Here is a 19,338-nt window from a genome sequence, read left to right on the forward strand (position 1 = left end):
AGAAGTTATTTAAAGTGTACCATTTAATATTTCTAACCCAACCAGTGAACAACTTGTATCGGTTCTGCGTAATCCGCTTACTTCAAATAATGCATTAAAATATGGATTTCCATCGGGCATTTTTTCATAAAATTGTTCTAACCAATCCATATTGGTAAAATTTCGAACTGTTGCCAAAGTTCCAATATCATTATTCGATGTTAAAAAAATAGCGGTATTGCCATTCTCCAGTGGTGCGTATGATACCATGGCATACTCTACCCTCGCCTCATCATCAAAGGTGGTAGCATAGGTATCAACCTCATTGGATTTGGTGCTTGTATATCCATCTCTAAATATCTCAAATTGCTTACTATTACGCAGGAATAATGCTTTGGAAGTTTTCATGGTTTTATTCTGTCCCACATAAATAATATTGTGGTTTCTAATTTCCTCAAGCTTAAAATCAGACTCCAAACACACCTCAAAACGACTATCATTATCTGCAAACCAATTGCAAAGGGTATGTATCACAAAAGGAGCCATCTTAGTCATCATAGTATAATCGGTGGCTCTAATTTGTTCCTTCTTATTCTTTCCTAAATATTTGAGTAAATCACTTTCTGAGTTTATGCCCGATATAAAAGTAGGTTGCCAATTGCCATTGACCTGTTTTTGCTGCAACATCATATGATCCGCCACAACACAAATGGTTTTCGCTTTGGGTTTAAAGTAATTATCCCAAACAAAAGTATTTTTTGTAGGATATAAAAACGCCACTAAAACCAGTACAGAAGCTATTATCCCTAACACCCTTAAATGTTGCTTGGTAAGCGACAACTTCAATACGGTGTTTGAAGCTTCGACATCCCCTGTACTTTTAGCGCCATAACTTAAGTTATATTGCCCTTTCTCTACATTAAAAATAATAGCATCACTAGTACCAACCGCATCGTAATACTCCGATAGTTTCTTCCTAAGGTTATACATGTATACCCTAACCTTTCCATCGTTCTTTTCAGGATCGTAGTTTTGCTCAAATAATTCTAAACCTATAATATGCTCTTTTACATCATTTCCTTCCTTAGCTTGATTTACTAGAAATTTTAAGAGCCGAATATTTCGGGGCGATTTTTCAAAAATAGGGTGACTACATATTTTTTGAAGTGCCTCATCTACATCGTGGGTGGTATCGATCTTTTTCATGCTTACAAAAATATAAAACTGATTTAAAATATGGGGTTAATTTAAATCTTTATAAAGGGGTTAAAATCAGCATTGTTAAAAAGGTTAAATAACGGTTAATCCACAGTTGAGCATCACATTAAATAACCAATCGAATGGTATTTTCATACTTTGCAGGCAACAAAATAATTCAATAATTAACACAAAATAATATTTAATGAACTCAATAATTAAATCACTAACTGTATTTATCTGTTGCATTACACTATTCTCTTGCACCAGCGATCAGCAGACAAAAAACGGAAAACACCTTTTTGATTTCGATTGGAAATTTGTAAAAGGAGATATTAAAAATGCCCAACAAGCCATCTTTGATGATTCGCAATGGGATAATGTAAATTTACCTCACGATTGGAGTATCGAAGGACCTTTTAGTAAAGAAAATGCTTCGTTTTCGCGTGGCGCCTGGTTGCCTGCCGGAAAGTGTATGTATCGTAAATCGTTTGAGGTATCTGCCAAAGACCAAGGCAAGCGATTTGTAATTTATTTTGATGGAGCTTACCGCAACTCCGAAGTATATATTAATGGCCACCTCTTGGGCAAAAGGCCTTTGGGTTACATTGCTTTTCATTACGACTTAACAGATCACCTCAACTATGGTGGAGAAAACACTATAGCTGTTAAACTCGACAATTCTGCGCAACCTGGATCAAGATGGTATACAGGAACCGGCATTTACCGTCATGTACATTTAATTGTTAGCGATAAATTATATGTTCCGGTTTGGGGTAACTACATCCATAGCAACGATTATAACGTAAGCGAAGCCAACCTAAATATAGAAACAAGCGTTAAAAACGACTTCGATAAAAAATACGTATTTACCATACGCCATACTGTAATAGATGCTAATGGCAAACAAGTTACACAATACGAAGAGGCCGCTCAATTAGCTTCAAAGGAAGAAAACACCTTTAAATCGATTGTTAAATTAGAGAGTCCAAGGGCTTGGAGCCAAAACAATCCACATCTGTATACCATAAAAACAGAATTATTAAGTGGTAGTCAGGTAATGTATTCTGAAGAAAACAAAACAGGTATTCGCAAATTTGAATACAGCAGCGATAAGGGATTCTTTATTAATGGCGTGCACACAAAACTAAAAGGTGTTTGCTTACACCACGCAGGTGGTCCCTTGGGAGCAGCCATTCACCGCAGAACCATTGAGCGACAGCTTGAAGTTTTAAACGAAATGGGCTGTAATGCAGTAAGAACCGCACACAATCCTTTTTCTGAAGAGTTTTTAGAGGTTTGCGATAGTATGGGATTCATTGTTATGAACGAAGTATTTGATGAGTGGGAGAAAATTAAATCGCCCACTACAGTGCAGGATGGAAAGAAAATTCGCATTCCGGTTGATTTTTATGCCAATGAGTTTAAACAATGGGCTGATACGGATTTAACAGACTGTTTACTTAGAGACCGAAACCATATATCAATAGCCATGTGGAGTATTGGTAACGAAATTGTGCAAATGATGAATCCCGAGGGTGCGCCTATTGGTGAACGCTTGGCAAATATTGTGCATCAGCTCGACTATCGACCTGTAACCAATGGAGTTTATGGTTATGGTTGGAACAAGTGGCCCAATAGTGATGCCGTGGCAACAAGTGATATTTATGGCTATAACTACATTAAGGACGATGGTTTAACAAAGGAACGCAAAGCGCAGCCAAATACTATGGCAGTTATTACCGAGCACGAGTCGGCACAATCGTTTTACCCACGTGGCACTTATTTATATGGCAAAGAAAAACAAGAATGGTGGGATAAACTCAACTACAAACACGATGATGCCTATGAGTGGGTAGAAAAACGCGATATCAGAGGAGAAGTAGGAATGGAAGCCTGGCGCATTGTAAAAACCAGACCGCATATGATGGGTATGTTTATATGGACTGGATGGGATTATTTAGGCGAGGTGATTCCTTTCGGGTGGCCTGCACGTTCCTCATCATTTGCACCTATTGATTTATGCGGTTTTCCTAAGGATGGTTATTTCTTTTACCAATCGCAATGGACCGAAGAACCAATGGTACACATTTACCCACATTGGAATTTAGATGGAATGGAAGGTGAAAAAGTAACGGTTTATGCTTATACCAACGGACAAGAAGTAGAATTATTTCAGGATGGAAAAAGCTTAGGCAAGCAAAAAAACGAAACTGAAGGTGTTGAATACCAGGAGTGGGAAGTGATTTATAAGCCGGGTGTTTTAAAGGCGGTTGCCTATAATAACAACCAAGCAGTAGCAAGTAAAACTGTGGCTACGGCAGGTAAGGCGAATACCATTGAAGTAAAAACACGCAAAAATGAGATGAAGGCCAATGGGCAAGATTTAATTTATGTGGAGTGTACCCTTACTGATAAGGATGGTAATGTTGCCCCTAAAGCAAACAACATGCTAAACTTTAGCGTGGAAGGCCCTGCAAGCATAGCGGGTGTCGGCAATGGTGACAATATGTGTCACGAAGCATTTAAAGCCAATAAGCACAGCGCATTTAACGGTAAGTGTTTGGTTATTCTACAATCAACAAAAGAAGCCGGAACCATCAAGCTCAATATTCAATCAGATGGCATGGTGGGTAAAAGCATTGAATTAACATCGAAATAATAGGATTAGGGCCTTATAAAGTAAAGCCCCCTAATTTGTGATTAGTTTGTTACCCTTTATAAGGTCTGTTTTCTCTAATATTGATGCCTAATATTAGAATAAAACAGACCTTTTTTATTAAAAAGCAATACATATGAAAGTATTAAAAACAGCACTATTACTCTGCATACCTCTAATGGGAACCGCACAGGTTAAGGTAGATATAGATGTGAATACAAAAGAGCAATACGGTGAGATATCGCAACTCCAACGCGAAAAATTCTTTAACATGCACGCTTCTTCTGCTGAGTTTAGCGAAGACGAACTACAGTATATTAAAGACCTTGGTGTTGGCTTTGGTCGCAGCTTTGGTGGGCCACGTTTAGGCGAGGCCGAAGAAAAAATGGCGCTTCCACGCGAGGAGTATTTATCGCAACTTAAAAAAAATAGAAAAAACACCCTAAAGTGGAGAAAAGGGGATACCAGCATGGAAGAAACTATGATTTCTACCAATCACCCTCCTGGTAAAACCGGCACCAAAGGATTTAAGTGGAAGGGTGTAGATGCCGATTATTCAGCCGAGGCTGAGTATGCCGTTTTCAATTTTAAAAACTATTACGGTAAAGATGCCAACGGATATATTCCCCTACCAAAATACTTTGAGCCACTAAACGAACCTTACGTACATGCCAAATCTGTGGCAACAAAAGGAAGTGGCATCACGCAAGAACAAGTTAGAATTGAAATGGCACGCATGCATGCTCAGGTGGCTAAAGCCGTAAGAGCTGCAGTGCCTGAAGTAAAAGTGGGCGGATTTGCTTCGGCATGGCCCTCGTTTGAGCTATGGGAATTCCGCCATTGGCAAGAGCGCATGCAAATGTTTATGGATGTGGCGGGCGATGATCTGGACTTTCTTTCTTTTCATATTTACGATGGCAAAAACGTAACTGGTGGCGATTCGTTCCGCTCAGGCAGTAATGCCGAGGCCATCATGGATATTATAAATGCTTATGGCGCCATTAAATGGGGAAAGCCCAAGCCAATTGTTTTATCAGAACATGGAATAACGCGCCCTGATTGGTTCGGAACGCCATACAGTGCCTTACGCGATTGGAAAAACATCCGTTCTATCAACCATCAAATTATGCAATTTATGGATAGACCTGATGAAATAGAAAAGGTAGTTTCTTTTATTACAGGTAAGGCCAAGTGGTACAAAAACCCCGAAGGGAATCCATACCCATGGGTAAGTTTACGTAAAGTAAATGATGAATATGAGTGGACTCATCTAATGAAAATTTATGAGTTTTGGAAAGGTGTAGAAGGAAATTACAGCTCGGTGAAAACTTCAAATCCTGATATCTTAAGTCATGCCTTTGTTGATGGCAACAAAGCCTACATCGCCTTTAGTAACCTTGAAGGCAAAGAAACCCTAGATCTAAACACTATCAACCTGCCTAGAGTAGAAAACCTAAAGGTTCGCAGACTTTTTTTGAAGGATGATGCACCAGCCTTAACCATGACTGAAACTGATAATAATTTACAATCGCTTAGCATTGGTGCCGATGAAGCCATCATACTAGAGTATACTTTCAGTAAAAAGGTGAAGCAAAAAAAGACCCTTCAAAATAAGATCTTTTATGCTAGCGAGTATCTTAAAAAGATTGAAGCCAATCAAGATATCAACTTTAGTATATCGGCTACTGATAAAGCACAAAGTGCTACTTTAAAACTGGGAATTTCTCGCCCATTGGAACAGGCTCTAAATGCCAAAATTCTATTTAATGATGCTGAAATCAGCTTCCCAACCAATTGGAAAGGTTACGATCAGAAAGACAGAACTAAAAATGGATTTTTTGGAGTAATTGACATTGAGATACCAAGCGAATTACTTAAAAATGAGAATAAATTAAGCATCAGATTTGACGATGGTACAGGCTTTATTAGCTCTGTTAAACTGAATGTACTAGAATAAGGTAAAAAGTATAAGGTATAAATGATAAACATTTTACAGCTTGCCTTGAGACTCCTTCGTGCCTTGCAGTAAAGAGGCACGAAGGAGTAAGGGGTAAACCGAGCATTACAGTTTCAAGTAAAGAGGTGGCTAAACCTGTTGCGGTACGCTATGCCTGGAGCAACTGCCCCAATGCTTCATTATACAATACATACGGATTGCCCGCTTCATCATTCAGAACCGATAACTGGAATAAATAATTTAAACAACATACAAAATGACTATCAAACAGCTTTTAACTACTCTGGTATTACTACTGACAATTGGCGCCATAAACGCTCAAGAAAATACGCCTACTAAAAAGAAAACAACGGCACAAGGCCTTACCAAACCTAAAAAGTTTTATAAGGATAGCGTTGATTTTAGCAATGCGCCTAGCCGAAAAAACAACAAATATCCTTTATCTGATCAAAAAAATAAGGGTAAATGGAAAATGCTACCTGAGTATAGCGATGAGTTTAATGCCAACACCTTAGATACGAAAAAATGGCACCCAAACAATCCGGGTTGGAAAGGGCGCCAGCCAACTTATTTCCATGGTTCAAATGTTTCTTTAAACGATGGTAACTTAATTATTAAGGTAAACCAGCATGGCGATGAGCAGCTACTAGAAGGCTTTACCCATTCTACGGGTTTTATAAAAAGTAAAAAGAAATTACTGTACGGATATGTTGAGGCGCGCTTAAAGCCAATGGATGCCCCTTGGGTAACGGGTTTTTGGATGACCAACGTAAGTAAAGATTGGTGGACTGAAATAGATATTTGTGAAAACTGTCCGGGTAATCACGACAATGAAAATGACCTGAATTCGAACATTCATGTGTTTAGAGCACCAAAGGATAAGGGTGATGTAAAAGAGCATTTTTCGCGTAACAGCAAATATTATATCCCATTTAAATTGCAAGAAGATTACCATACTTGGGGTTTAGAGTGGGACGAAGATTACATCCGTTTTTACATTGATGGGGTACTGTTTCGCACTGCCGAAAATACACATTGGCACCAGCCTTTAGAAATCAACTTTAACTGCGAAAGTAACAAGTGGTTTGGGGCCCTACCCGACGATAACAGACTTAACGAAGTGTATAAAGTGGATTACTTTAGAGCTTGGCAAAAGAAGTAAATACGGACTTATAATGTATTTTGAGCCGCATTTTTTTATCTTCATATACGAAAAGCATAGCCTTTTCATTGTACTACAATAAACGTATTAGTTTGTTGCTATTGTTATAGCAAATTGTTTATAGATGCCGAAACGCCTTTGGAAAATGTTCCAAAGGCGTTTTTTTATTTCACCACTTCTCGCGAATAAATTCATCAGCTCCTTATGGGCTGAACAATTCATTCATCCCAACAAATCAACCATTAACACTTCATTATCTAACACTTATCAATTCCGGTGGCCAACAATTATGATGATAGAAAGGCTTCATTTATCTTAGATATAGAATTTTAACCCAACAAATCCGAACCCATAAAATGCTCAATAACGCTCACTTATCAGTAAAACTTTCGTTGCCCTTGTTTTCTATTTTTTATAGAATCCAGTTTACTGCAAGCAAACCACGTAACAGGGCACTGCAGTGCTTTTTTGTTGCAAACAAGTCTCCACCCACTTTATTCTACTCTAATTTAAGTCGATTAAAATAAGATGCTTTTTTTATTCAACATCGTTTTTTTCTGAAATGCGGCCTGCATAAAAAAAGCAAGCGCTCCAGAACTCCGATGGAACAATTATTTTTTTATGCAAGCTATATTCTCATCAGATATTACTTGCATAAAAAATACAAGGCTTATTTTTCTTCGCATATGGCTTGCATAAAAAAAGGTGATGCATATTCTGATAAAAAACAGGCATTAATATTTTATGCAAGCTCCATTTTAACTTTTTAACGCCTTGCATAAAAAAAGCAGGGCATCATTTAAAACATAAATTATGAAACTAAATACAGCAAGTGCCTACATACATCGCAAATCAGTATCCTATGCCAACTTAACAAACGATCGCTTTCTAAACCTAGTAAAAACGGTTACCGGAACTGTTGCCACATCAAACCTAACTAGCGAACATATAGCTTATTTGGGTTTAAGTAAGCTGAGTGAGAACATCGCTATTTTAGATCAGATATTAAGCAACGAAAAAAAACAAGTTCACCGAAGTAGTGTAGATGCGGAGCGCGATACCGATTTTATTTACATACGCAATATGCTTCAGGCCAATAAACTGATTCGCGATGAAACCAAAAACAAGGCTGCTGAGGCTTTGCTTTCAGTATTCAATAGTTTTGATATAAACCTCGATTCCTTGGCATTGGATATTGAAACCGAAGAATTGGATCGAGTATTATTGGTATGGAATAAGGCGGATAACGCCATCCATTTTGAGACTCTTGACTTGAGTAAGGACTTGGCTAAATTAAATACTTCGGTAAAAGCCTATAAGGATTTTGATAGCGCACGCGGAAACAAAAGTAAAAAGCAAACGCCTAAGGTGAGAGAAATACGTAGCACTATACAAAAACAGTTTTGCATGTGGCTCGATATACTTAAAGGGCTTGCCAACCTCAACGACGATGCAGCTTGCTACCAATGCCTGAAAGCAGCCAATACTTATATTACTGCTCAGGATGCATATGTAAAATCAAGAGCCACTCGCAAGAGCGAAGCTGAGATAGAAGCCCAATAAAAACATTCCATTTACATGGAGGAAAAAGAAAAGGATCCAGAGCCACAGGGTGAAGGATCCTTTTTTTGCATAAAACAATGCAAATAACATCCGCTTACAAGCATCAAAAAAGGTTACCCCGAATGAGATAACCTTTACTATTATAGAGTATTCTTAATTATTTGGCAAACTTTAAAACTCCACCATTACATGATAAAATATACATACCTGACGATAATGCACTCACGTTAATTTGCGACTCAACAGTTCCGTTTAAAACCAATTGACCCGATAGGTTGTAAATGGCATAATCTCCCTCTAAGTCCGGATCCATAACAATAGCACTTTTTGATGCTGCATAATAACAAGAAGATAAATCTGCTTTAACAGAACCCATTGCTAATGGTGTTCCATCAACAAAATCAAAAGTTCCAAAATAAGCACTTACATCTCCACCACTAATGTGGTCTTTCGTAAAAGCTTGCAACCTACCACCTGTAGCTTTTGTAACATCAGAATTAGGTACCGATATAACTACAGTTTCAGTTCCTGAAGTAGGATTAGCAGAAACATCTATTACTGCACCGGATTCATTTGCTATAGTTCCATAGCCATCTAAAAATCGAAGCAAAATAATCTCCTTACCATAAGCCGGAAGAACACCTGCATTCGTATATTCCACAACAACCGTAAGCGCTTCGCCCTTTACAAGTTCAACCTCTGCGTAGTCTGTTGCACTTAAAGGCTGATCAGCCTTAAATGTAGCAGGCTCCACTCCATTAATAGTTTTAATTGTTAATGTAGTTTGAGCTGATGTAACCATTGTAATACAAGCAATAGCTAAAATTAAAAAGTAAACTTTTTTCATAAAATTAAAATTTAAAGGTTTAAAGAAACAACACATTAAGAATAACGCATTGTATTTATGAATTATTAATAAACACAATATACTGGCTGTCAATTGTTATAGCAGGGTGCATTTGTTACTTTGTATGGGTGAGGGTAATAACTAAATTGTTTGAATAGCCAATTGAATCACTAGCTTAAGTGTACATATTCGTAGTTAAATGAAAAGAAATGCTTCGCCTTCATTACGGCATTCTCAATAGTTTTAAGGTTAATCTACCCCCTAACAATACTACATTAACAGCTTAATATTTTGATACCTCATGTAGTATTTACATGGAGGAAAGGGAAAAGATCTAAAGTAACAAGGTGGAGAATCCTGTTTTTGCGACATTTATGTTAATTGAATTATATTTGATTTAGAAATTGCAGTAGGCATAAACTATGCTTTATTCAAAATAACTAGAAAACAACAAGAATTAAAGCCTCAATTTATAAACTAAAGCTCACATTACCCCCACTTAACAACTCAACAGGAGCATTCGTTAATAATCTTTTGGCTTCCTTTTTAACGGCATCCGAGTTTGTAGTCAATATTTTAATATCCTTTACTTTGCCGCGCTTATTGATACTAAATTCCGCCTCCACAACAATGGTATTATTGGCATCTATCTTTTTATTATTATCAATATAAGCTTGCAAACTAGTTACTGAAATATTCTCTTCTTTCTTCGTTTTAATTTGAGTTATGGCACCTGTAACTTCTTTCTTGGTACGAACACCATAACCAATGGCTACCACCTCATCCAAAGACACATTCGCCTCCTTAAGCTGAACATCGGCTTTAGCCAATACATTTTGTGTTACCTCTTCTTCCCTTTGCTCATAGCCAATAAAGGCATATACCAAAACATCGCCCTCTTTAGCATCAATTTGGTAGGCTCCATCCATATCGGTAATGGTTCCAGTATCTGTTCCTTTTATATACACCGAAACACCAGGTATTGGCCCGTCATTGGCCTCTACTATACCTTTTACCTGATAGTTATTTGCCATTAACGGAGCCTGCTCATCCATCAAAACATGCGATTGAACAGGGGCTGCAATGGGTTCTTCACCCTTAAGTAGCATCATTTTTTCTTCCGCTACAATTCCTTTGGGCGTTACAAGGGTTTCATTTGTAGTTTTTGCTTGCGCGATAGATGGTGTTGCCGGGGCAGGTATAACTTCCTCTGCCACCTGTGCTGTTTCTAACAAAACATCCTTTTTATCCGCTTCTTTCTTCGCAACAATAGCCTTCGAATTTACTGTTTCGGGCGCAGGTTTTACCCTTACCTCTTGTGCTACTTGAAATTTTTGCACCTCAGTATTGCTAGTAATAAAATACAAAGCACCCACACTAATTAATAGTACCACCGAGGCCGCAACACCCCAATAAACAATTAAACTACGTGGCTTCCTTTTCTCTACACGATTATTTAGTTGCTCCTCAAGCTGTGCCAAATCATCCGATAATTCATCAGCAGATAACCTGGCAAAACCATCCATGGCATCACTCAAAAACGGATCGGCATTCATATCCTTTTCTAAAGAATAACGCTCCTCTTTAGTCAACTTATTTTTTAGATAAGTTAATATATGGTGTATGTTGTATCGCTTATTATTCATAATCACCCTCCCCTTTAGAGTCTTCAATGCAAATTTTCAGATTCCTTTTTCCATTCTGAATATTGCTCTTCACCTTCTTTTCATCTACCTCTAATTGCTCTGCTATATCCTTATAACAGGCCTTTTTAAAATAGAATAACTCAATGGCCTTTTTCTGTTCTTCCTTTAATTTTTTAATACAATTTAAAAGTGCTTCTGATAAATCAGGATTTTCCTCTTCATCTATAGGATGCTGTGTAAAGCCATTTTCCATAATAGTACTCGACATTTTTTCAAATGCCTTGTTCTTACTCTTATCACTGCGCAACTTCATTAAACAAAAGTTTTTACTCACCACATAAAGCCACACCTTAAAATCATTAGGTATGTCTTGCTTCTTGAGTTCAACTAAAAGCTTCTCAAAAATATTCATCACAGCATCTTGTGCATCCTCCTTATTACTGAGGTATTTTAAACACACACCGTAAACCAAGGGCATATAAGGTTTGTATAATTCGCTGACTAAATCAACCGAATTACTCTTTTTATATTTCTGTATTAAGGATTTTTCCGAAGATGCTTCCATCAATAAAGTACTGTTTAACAATGATGTTGACCACTCAAACTAAATAAAATCAAAAAAAATGAAAATAATTTTATGGAATCCTCACTTGCCTTGCATGCTATAGTCAAATTAACAATTGTAAAAGTATTAATTAAAACAATATTGATATGAAAAGCTCTAAATTTTTATTACTCGTTATTATTTGCCTATTTAACTTAAACGCCTTTGCTGCCAAAGTAACTGGTATTGTAAGCGATGGATCTAATCCAATTCCTGGCACTAGTATTTATATTAAAGGCACCAACATTGGTGTTATTAGCGACTTTACGGGTGCTTATAGCATCAATGTAAATACAAACCAGACTTTGGTATTTGCAATTATTGGTTACCAAACACAAGAACATAAAATTAAAGCACAGCAAACCACTTTAAATATTACCCTAATTCCTGATGTGGTAAAACTGGATGAAGTGGTTGCTGTTGGTTATAGCACACGTGTAAAAAGATGCGTAACCGGAGCTATTAGCTACCAAAAGGCAGCTCCTTCATATTGTGCAGCCCCTCCAATACATTATATGAATGAGGTGCAAAATACCGAATCGTATGCCACCACTAATCAAAGTGGATTTAAACAAGTAGTGCTTGATCCACTATCCACATTTTCGATAGATGTAGATGCTGCATCCTATACCAATTTACGCCGCTACATAAATAATGGAACTTTACCGCCAAGCGATGCCGTAAGAATTGAGGAGATGATTAACTATTTTAATTACGATTATCCGAAAGCAAAAAAAGGAGTTCCCTTTAGTATTAATAGCGAATATGCAGCCTGTCCTTGGAACAACGAAAACTACCTGTTACATATCGGATTAAAAGGCTCTGAAATAGATATGGAGGATTTACCAGCGTCCAATATCGTATTTCTTATCGATGTATCCGGATCCATGTCTGCCGCAAATAAACTGCCCCTATTACAAACATCATTTAAACTATTATTAAACCAACTTCGCCCTCAAGATAAAGTAGCAATTGTAGTGTACGCAGGTAACTCGGGCTTGGTATTGCCCTCCACATCGGCCAACGAAAAACAAACCATTATACAGGCACTTGATAAACTGAGTGCAGGTGGTTCAACTGCTGGTGGTGCGGGTTTAAATTTAGCCTATAAAGTTGCCGAAGAAAACTATATTGATGGCGGAAACAATAGAATTATATTGGCTACTGATGGCGATTTTAATGTGGGCCAAAGTAACAACAACCAACTTGAACGTTTAATTGAAAGCAAACGCGACAAAGGTATTTTCATATCTGTTCTAGGATACGGGATGGGTAATTATAAAGATGATCTAATGGAAACCATAGCCGATAAAGGAAACGGCAACTATTCTTACATCGACAATATAAAAGAAGCCAAAAAGGTTTTAGTGACCGAATTTGGAGGCACCCTATTCACCATTGCCAAGGATGTAAAGTTTCAGTTAGAGTTTAATCCCACGTACGTGGAAGAGTATCGCCTTATTGGTTATATGAACCGAAGGTTAAACAATGAAGATTTTGAAGATGACAAAAAAGATGCCGGTGAAATGGGCGCCGGACATACTGTTACAGCGCTCTACGAAATAGTCCCGAATAAAAACACCACAATAAAACGACGACTAAAATATCAAAATTCAAAACGTTCTGATAAGGCATATACGAACGAGCTGCTTACACTAAAATTGAGATATAAAGAACCCAATGGCAACAAAAGCAGATTAATTGAAGAAGTAGTTAATGCCATGCCAAGCGAAATAAACCAAACCAGTGATAACTTTAGATATTCAGCCGCTGTTGCACAATTCGGAATGTTGGTACGTAAGGAGGATAAAATACCAAACACTACTTGGCAATCAGCTATTGAAATGGCTATTTCAGCAAAAGGTGAGGATGAAGAAGGCTACCGTGCTGAAATGATTCAACTTATGAAAACAGCAAGCCTACTTTCTGAAGCTACAAGCCATAAATAACTAGTACTAACGACCAATTAAGAAAGCATCTAAATTATTGAGTGCCATGTTATATTAGGGGTCAATTCTGTACATTTGTTTCTGTTATATAAATCCAACATCTAGGATATTACCCAATATCCTCATTACAAATAAACAAACTATTATGGCAAGTTTAAAAGGAACTAAAACAGAACAAAACTTATTAAAAGCTTTTGCAGGAGAATCTCAAGCACGTAACCGTTATACGTATTTTGCAAAACAAGCAAAGAAAGAAGGCTTAGAGCAAATTGCTGCTATTTTCATGGAAACAGCTGAGCAAGAAAGAGAGCACGCCAAACGTTTCTTCAAGTTTTTAGAAGGTGGTATGGTTGAAATTACAGCTACTTACCCTGCTGGAATTATTGGTGATACAATGGCTAACCTTAAAGCTTCTGCAGAAGGTGAAAACGAAGAGTGGACTGAGCTATACCCTGAGTTTGCAAAAATTGCAGAAGAAGAAGGTTTTAAAGAGATAGCAGTTGCTTTTAAAATGATTGCTAAAGTAGAGGCACATCATGAGGCTAGATACCGTAAATTATATAGCAACCTAGAAGAAGGTAAAGTATTTGAAAAAGACGGAAAAGTAATCTGGAAATGTCGTAACTGTGGATTCATTCACGAGGGAGCTAAAGCGCCTCAAAAATGTCCTGCTTGTTTACATTCTCAAGCTTACTTCGAAGTTAGCGAAGAAAACTATTAGGATCTTAATACCCTATAAAACAAAGAGGGAGTCTGTAACAGACTCCCTCTTTCATTTTATATCATTTGTATATTTTCTTACAAAATCATACCTGCAGCAACAGTTTCGTTAGTAGCTTCATCAACTAAAATAACACTTCCTGTAAATCTGTTTGAGTTGTACGAATCAAAATGTAAAGGCTTAGTAACTCTTAAGCTTACTTTTGCAATATCATTCATTCCAACTTGTAAATCCTCAGTATTCTGCTCCAAAGTATTAATGTTCATTTTATAATGAACCGAAGTAACCATACAACGTGCATCCGAAGAGGTATGCTTAATCACATACTTTCCTCTCGGAATTAGTGGTCGTTCGTTAAACCAACAAACCATTAAATCAACATCCTGTGAAGATTGAGGTACATCGTCAGATTTTACTAACATATCCCCTCTACTGATATCAATTTCATCCTCTAAAGTAATGGTTACCGATTGAGGTGCAAACGCTTTATCTAAAGTCTCCTCAAAGAAATCGATCGTTTTTACTTTAGTAGTAAATCCTGAAGGTAATACAGTAATGTCATCACCAACTTTTACAGCTCCACTTGCCACTCTACCACCATATCCTCTATAATCAGGGAATTCAACAGTTTGAGGGCGCACAACATACTGCACTGGGAAGCGGAAGTTACTATGGTTTATATCACTACTAATGTGAATATTCTCAAGTAAATGTAATAAAGTTGGTCCTTGGTACCATGCTGTTTTATCAGAACGGTCTACAACATTATCTCCGTTCAATGCACTAATAGGTACATAACGAACATCTTTCACATCTAACTTTGATGAAAATGCATCAATATCAGCCTTAATTTCTTCAAATCTCTCCTCTGCATAATCAACTAAATCCATTTTGTTGATACAGAAAATTACGTGAGGAATTTGTAATAAAGATGCGATATATGAGTGACGCATTGTTTGCTCTAACACTCCATGACGAGCATCAACTAAAATAATAGCAACATTGGCTGTACTAGCACCGGTAACCATATTACGTGTATACTGAATATGTCCTGGTGTATCTGCAATAATAAACTTACGTTTAGGAGTCGCAAAATAACGGTAAGCAACGTCGATTGTAATACCTTGCTCACGCTCGGCTCTTAAACCATCGGTTAAAAGAGCTAGGTTTACATCTGCATTACCAATACGCTCACTAGCTTGCTCGATAGCCTCCATTTGATCTTCAAAAATGGCCTTACTATCATATAATAATCTTCCGATAAGAGTACTTTTTCCATCATCAACACTACCTGCAGTGGTGAAGCGTAAAAGCTCCATATCTAAATATCCTGAATTTTTCTCGCTCATAATATATTTTCTCTTGGGTAGTTTAAAAGTAACCTTCTTTTTTACGGTCTTCCATCGCTGATTCTGATCTCTTATCATCAGCACGCCCTCCACGTTCAGTTGTTCTTGTGGCAGCAACCTCTTGAATAATGTCTTCAAGATCGTTTGCTTTAGAAAGCGTTAAACCTGTACATGTGATATCTCCAATTGTTCTACAACGAACATCTTTTTCGACTAACTCCTCACCAGGCTTAAGATCCATAAATGGGGCTTTAAACATCCAAACACCATCTCTATTAAATACTTCGCGCTTATGCGTAAAGTAAAGATTTGGTAGATCAATATTCTCCATATAAATATATTGCCAAACATCCATTTCAGTCCAGTTACTTATAGGAAAAACTCTAAAGTGTTCGCCCATATTTTTGCGACCGTTAAAAATGTTCCACAATTCAGGACGCTGGTTCTTAGGATCCCACTGTCCGAATTCATCACGGTGTGAAAAGAAACGTTCTTTAGCACGTGCTTTTTCTTCGTCACGTCGCCCACCGCCCATTGCGGCATCACATTTTAACTCTTCTAATGCATCTAATAAAGTAACCGTTTGTAACTTATTTCTTGATGCATTAATACCTTTTTCCTCAACAGCTTTTCCTTGGTCGATAGAATCTTGTACGTAACGAACAATACACTTAGCTCCCGTTTTTTCCATTAAGTTATCTCTAAAGTCAATAGTTTCTTGGAAGTTATGACCTGTATCGATATGTAATAAATTGAAAGGTACTTTAGCAGGATAGAATGCTTTACGTGCTAAATGAAACATTACTATTGAATCTTTTCCTCCTGAAAAGAGCATCACCGGTCTTTCGAACTGAGCAGCTACTTCACGTAGCACAAATATTGACTCCGCTTCTAGTTCTCTAAGGTGATTAATTTGGTATTTGTCCATAATAAGAATTAATTTCTTCCGATAAAATATTTAATCTATAGGATTAAAAACGCTGACAAAGTTAATGATTTTAATGATACTTGAAAGCACATTGCGTTTCGTCCTTTTTAAAATATCCCTAATTTTTGTAGGATTAATTATAAGTTAATAAATAGATTAGGAAATAATATTATAAGGATTGGCTCAACAACTCTTCAGCATTAGAGAGTGCGGCTTCACTAAGCGAACTTCCGCTTAGCATTTTTGCTACTTCTTTTACTCTATCTTCGTAAGATAATACTACAATACTTGTATGAGTTGCATCTTTAGTATCCGATTTATAAACTTTATAATGCTGTTGACCTTTTACTGCAATTTGAGGTAAATGTGTGATACTAAGCACCTGAATATTCTTGGAAATCTCTTGCATAATCACTCCCATCTTATCCGCAACTTCACCTGAAACTCCAGTATCTATTTCATCAAAGATAATCGTAGGTAATCCTCTTGATATTGAAAGAAGAGACTTAATACAAAGCATTACCCTCGACATTTCGCCACCTGAAGCTACCTTAGGAATTTCAGCCAACTCTCCTTGCTTGTTTGCAGAAAACAAGAAACAAATATCATCCAAGCCTGAATCACTAAATTCCTCTAGCACTGCATAATTGATAACCAAACGAGCATTTGGCATACCCAGTTCTTTCAATTGAGAACTCAAGGTTTTTTCAATAGATGAGAATACTTTCTTACGCGACTTTGTAAGCTTTTCTGCAAGGCCGCCTAATTTGAGCGCAGCTTCTATAATTTCTTTTTCTTTCTTTTCGAGTTCAACATCAAAGGAAGCCACTTTACCTAATTGCTCTTCAAATGCGTTCTGAATCTCTAATAAATCACTAACCGAACTAACTTTATGCTTTTGTTGTAAATTATAAATTTCAGTTAAACGAGCATTCGTTTCTTCCAATTTCTGAGGGTCATACTCCACACCCTCTTCTTTGGTTTCAATCTCTGAAATTAAATCTTCTAAATCAATGTATGAAGAATTTAATCTTTCCAACCACTGACTCCCTTCGGAAAGATATGACGCCACACGTTCGATGGAACGAATGGCACTTTTTAATTGCTCTAAGGCTGATGTATCACCATTTAATAATTGACTTGTCTCAAATAAGGCACCTTTAATCTCTTCTGCATGAGACAGCTGATCCCTACTCGTTTCTAATTCACTTTGCTCACTGCTTTGCAAATTGAGTTGATGAATCTGATCGTATTGAAATTGTATATAATCCGTATCATCCTTTAATTTAGAATTCTCTAATTCTAATGCTTGCTTCTCCTTTTGTAATTTCTTATAACCTTTAAAGGCTTCTTGATACTTTTTCTGAGTAGAGGTATTCTGAGCTACCGCATCAATAATATTTAACTGAAACTTTGTATCTCCAAGCAATAAATTTTGGTGCTGTGAATGTATGTCGATTAATTGAACCGAAATTGACTTTAGAAAATTGAGGTTTACCGGTGTGTCATTTACAAAGGCACGTGATTTACCCGAAGTTAGAATTTCGCGACGAATAGTTGTTTCCTCCTCATAGTCAACATCAGCCACTTCAAATAAAGATCGAAACTCATGATCTTTTATATCAAAAACAGCTTCAATCACACTCTTCTTCTCTTTATTTTTAAGAACCGACAAATCGCTTCTTTGTCCTAAAACTAAGGAAAGTGCACCTAGCATAATGGATTTTCCTGCTCCCGTTTCTCCTGTAATTACCGAGAATCCTTTTTGAAAATCAATCTCAATTTTATCAATCAATGCATAATTAGAGATCAATAGCGATTTTAACATATCTTCTAAGTATAGTATTCTAAAATGTGTAGGTTAATTTCCGGTAAAAGCCTTTTTATATTTTTCAACGTTAGCTGGGTCACATTCACTTAAAACTTCTAACGCACGCCCTTTCTCCATTGAAAAGGATTCTTTAAATATATTTATAAGCTCATCTGATTTGGCATCAAAAAATACCTGCATTGCAAAAGAACCGGGCTTCTCACGCTGTACTTTTCTGAGTTTTTCAATTGCTTTAAGTATTTCTGCTCTTCCCTCTTCGGCTTTTGAACTCATCTTATCAAGCCCATTTCTGTGATAGTCATACATACATTCACGCAAAGGACGATGAAATTCATTCAGATAGTTCTCGACTAACCAATACCTATTCCTTCTACTTTCAAACGACTTCCATCCCTTTTGTGGTGCATTTTGAGCAATACTAACGATCTGCTCAGCCATTGAAATATACTTACTTCCTCCTTCTTTAGAGAAAGAATCGTAATCAAATCCAATGATGATATAAGCATAATATGCAAGAGTGGCCACTAAGTTACTTTCGAAAGTATTTGGGTTGTATATTAAAGGCTCATACTCGGTATATTTAAATGCAAAGTCTTGATCAATATAATTCAGCAACATTGTGCTATAAGATGAATTATAAACTGGTCGTCGCAGCTGTACCTGAAATGTGCCCGAAAATTCATCTACCGAAATAATCTGCTTTATATTAATAAGGATGCTACACTGTATCCGTTCTTCACCACTAAATACATTATCGGTCCATTTCTGACCATTCATAAATTCTATAATCGCAGCCTGCAAAGTCTCGAAAACTTGTTTATTGGTACCCTGAACACTAGGTGACATTACCGATACTGAACATTGCAACTCCTGTGCTTTCACAAACACAGAAGAAAAAACAAAAAATAGAATTAAAATATATTTCATGGATAAATAATAGGTAGCT

14 protein-coding genes are annotated in these 19,338 nt (G+C 36.9%); 6 read left to right on the plus strand and 8 right to left on the minus strand.

Translation table 11 applies throughout. The annotated features are described in order from the left end of the window. Positions 1-9: 9 nt before the first annotated feature. Positions 10-1,185, minus strand: coding sequence for a helix-turn-helix domain-containing protein (locus tag QMO11_RS06725; protein ID WP_282036591.1), 1,176 nt, complete (start codon positions 1,183-1,185; stop codon positions 10-12). Between the two features lie 196 nt (positions 1,186-1,381). Here QMO11_RS06725 and QMO11_RS06730 point away from each other — a divergent pair, with 196 nt between their 5' ends. The 4 genes from QMO11_RS06730 (at position 1,382) to QMO11_RS06745 (ending at position 8,517) form a co-directional block, all read left to right on the plus strand. After that, a complete protein-coding gene (locus QMO11_RS06730) occupies positions 1,382-3,838 on the plus strand; it encodes a glycoside hydrolase family 2 TIM barrel-domain containing protein (RefSeq protein ID WP_282036592.1) in 2,457 nt (818 codons plus the stop codon). Positions 3,839-3,971: 133 nt separating this feature from the next. Further along, positions 3,972-5,792 (plus strand): hypothetical protein, encoded by a 1,821-nt coding sequence (locus QMO11_RS06735; RefSeq protein ID WP_282036593.1) that lies wholly within the window; start codon positions 3,972-3,974, stop codon positions 5,790-5,792. 256 nt (positions 5,793-6,048) lie between these two features. Then, positions 6,049-6,954 carry a family 16 glycosylhydrolase gene (locus tag QMO11_RS06740; RefSeq protein WP_282036594.1) on the plus strand — a complete coding sequence of 302 codons (906 nt, stop codon included), beginning with the start codon at positions 6,049-6,051 and terminating at the stop codon, positions 6,952-6,954. Between the two features lie 813 nt (positions 6,955-7,767). After that, on the plus strand, positions 7,768-8,517 hold the full coding sequence (locus QMO11_RS06745; RefSeq protein WP_282036595.1) for a DUF6261 family protein: 750 nt from the start codon (positions 7,768-7,770) through the stop codon (positions 8,515-8,517). A 157-nt stretch (positions 8,518-8,674) separates the two neighbouring features. On the opposite strand, the gene QMO11_RS06750 is transcribed toward QMO11_RS06745, so the two are convergent. The 3 genes from QMO11_RS06750 to QMO11_RS06760 all read right to left on the minus strand — a co-directional run bounded on the left by QMO11_RS06750 (position 8,675) and on the right by QMO11_RS06760 (position 11,575). Beyond that, entirely contained in the window at positions 8,675-9,364 is a 690-nt protein-coding gene (locus tag QMO11_RS06750) for a T9SS type A sorting domain-containing protein (RefSeq protein WP_282036596.1), read from the minus strand. Positions 9,365-9,834: 470 nt separating this feature from the next. Beyond that, on the minus strand, positions 9,835-11,010 hold the full coding sequence (locus tag QMO11_RS06755) for a carboxypeptidase-like regulatory domain-containing protein (RefSeq protein WP_282036597.1): 1,176 nt from the start codon (positions 11,008-11,010) through the stop codon (positions 9,835-9,837). After that, positions 11,003-11,575, minus strand: coding sequence for an RNA polymerase sigma factor (locus tag QMO11_RS06760; RefSeq protein ID WP_075603064.1), 573 nt, complete (start codon positions 11,573-11,575; stop codon positions 11,003-11,005). Before QMO11_RS06760 ends, QMO11_RS06755 begins: the two co-directional genes overlap by 8 nt. A gap of 146 nt (positions 11,576-11,721) precedes the next feature. Here QMO11_RS06760 and QMO11_RS06765 point away from each other — a divergent pair, with 146 nt between their 5' ends. Together QMO11_RS06765 and rbr are read left to right on the plus strand one after the other, a co-directional pair. Then, a complete protein-coding gene (locus QMO11_RS06765) occupies positions 11,722-13,563 on the plus strand; it encodes a vWA domain-containing protein (protein WP_282036598.1) in 1,842 nt (613 codons plus the stop codon). A 145-nt stretch (positions 13,564-13,708) separates the two neighbouring features. After that, entirely contained in the window at positions 13,709-14,284 is a 576-nt protein-coding gene (gene rbr, locus QMO11_RS06770) for a rubrerythrin (RefSeq protein WP_075603062.1), read from the plus strand. A 77-nt stretch (positions 14,285-14,361) separates the two neighbouring features. On the opposite strand, the gene cysN is transcribed toward rbr, so the two are convergent. The 4 genes from cysN to porD form a co-directional block, all read right to left on the minus strand. Further along, entirely contained in the window at positions 14,362-15,633 is a 1,272-nt protein-coding gene (gene cysN, locus QMO11_RS06775) for a sulfate adenylyltransferase subunit CysN (protein ID WP_282036599.1), read from the minus strand. A gap of 22 nt (positions 15,634-15,655) precedes the next feature. Beyond that, on the minus strand, positions 15,656-16,561 hold the full coding sequence (gene cysD, locus QMO11_RS06780) for a sulfate adenylyltransferase subunit CysD (RefSeq protein ID WP_075603061.1): 906 nt from the start codon (positions 16,559-16,561) through the stop codon (positions 15,656-15,658). Positions 16,562-16,730: 169 nt separating this feature from the next. Further along, a complete protein-coding gene (recN, locus tag QMO11_RS06785; RefSeq protein WP_282036600.1) occupies positions 16,731-18,389 on the minus strand; it encodes a DNA repair protein RecN in 1,659 nt (552 codons plus the stop codon). Between the two features lie 33 nt (positions 18,390-18,422). Then, positions 18,423-19,319, minus strand: a complete 897-nt coding sequence (gene porD / locus QMO11_RS06790) for a type IX secretion system protein PorD (protein ID WP_282036601.1) — start codon at positions 19,317-19,319, stop codon at positions 18,423-18,425. Positions 19,320-19,338: the final 19 nt, after the last annotated feature.

The sequence above is a fragment of the Saccharicrinis aurantiacus genome (assembly GCF_947489045.1).
In the GTDB taxonomy this organism is placed as follows: Bacteria; Bacteroidota; Bacteroidia; order Bacteroidales; family Marinilabiliaceae; genus Saccharicrinis; species Saccharicrinis aurantiacus.

Coding starts and splice junctions, on each gene's coding strand:
- QMO11_RS06725 (WP_282036591.1), bottom strand. CDS start 1,185: ATGAAAAAGATCGATACCACCCACGATGTAGATGAGGCACTTCAAAAA.
- QMO11_RS06730 (WP_282036592.1), top strand. CDS start 1,382: ATGAACTCAATAATTAAATCACTAACTGTATTTATCTGTTGCATTACA.
- QMO11_RS06735 (WP_282036593.1), top strand. CDS start 3,972: ATGAAAGTATTAAAAACAGCACTATTACTCTGCATACCTCTAATGGGA.
- QMO11_RS06740 (WP_282036594.1), top strand. CDS start 6,049: ATGACTATCAAACAGCTTTTAACTACTCTGGTATTACTACTGACAATT.
- QMO11_RS06745 (WP_282036595.1), top strand. CDS start 7,768: ATGAAACTAAATACAGCAAGTGCCTACATACATCGCAAATCAGTATCC.
- QMO11_RS06750 (WP_282036596.1), bottom strand. CDS start 9,364: ATGAAAAAAGTTTACTTTTTAATTTTAGCTATTGCTTGTATTACAATG.
- QMO11_RS06755 (WP_282036597.1), bottom strand. CDS start 11,010: ATGAATAATAAGCGATACAACATACACCATATATTAACTTATCTAAAA.
- QMO11_RS06760 (WP_075603064.1), bottom strand. CDS start 11,575: ATGGAAGCATCTTCGGAAAAATCCTTAATACAGAAATATAAAAAGAGT.
- QMO11_RS06765 (WP_282036598.1), top strand. CDS start 11,722: ATGAAAAGCTCTAAATTTTTATTACTCGTTATTATTTGCCTATTTAAC.
- rbr (WP_075603062.1), top strand. CDS start 13,709: ATGGCAAGTTTAAAAGGAACTAAAACAGAACAAAACTTATTAAAAGCT.
- cysN (WP_282036599.1), bottom strand. CDS start 15,633: ATGAGCGAGAAAAATTCAGGATATTTAGATATGGAGCTTTTACGCTTC.
- cysD (WP_075603061.1), bottom strand. CDS start 16,561: ATGGACAAATACCAAATTAATCACCTTAGAGAACTAGAAGCGGAGTCA.
- recN (WP_282036600.1), bottom strand. CDS start 18,389: ATGTTAAAATCGCTATTGATCTCTAATTATGCATTGATTGATAAAATT.
- porD (WP_282036601.1), bottom strand. CDS start 19,319: ATGAAATATATTTTAATTCTATTTTTTGTTTTTTCTTCTGTGTTTGTG.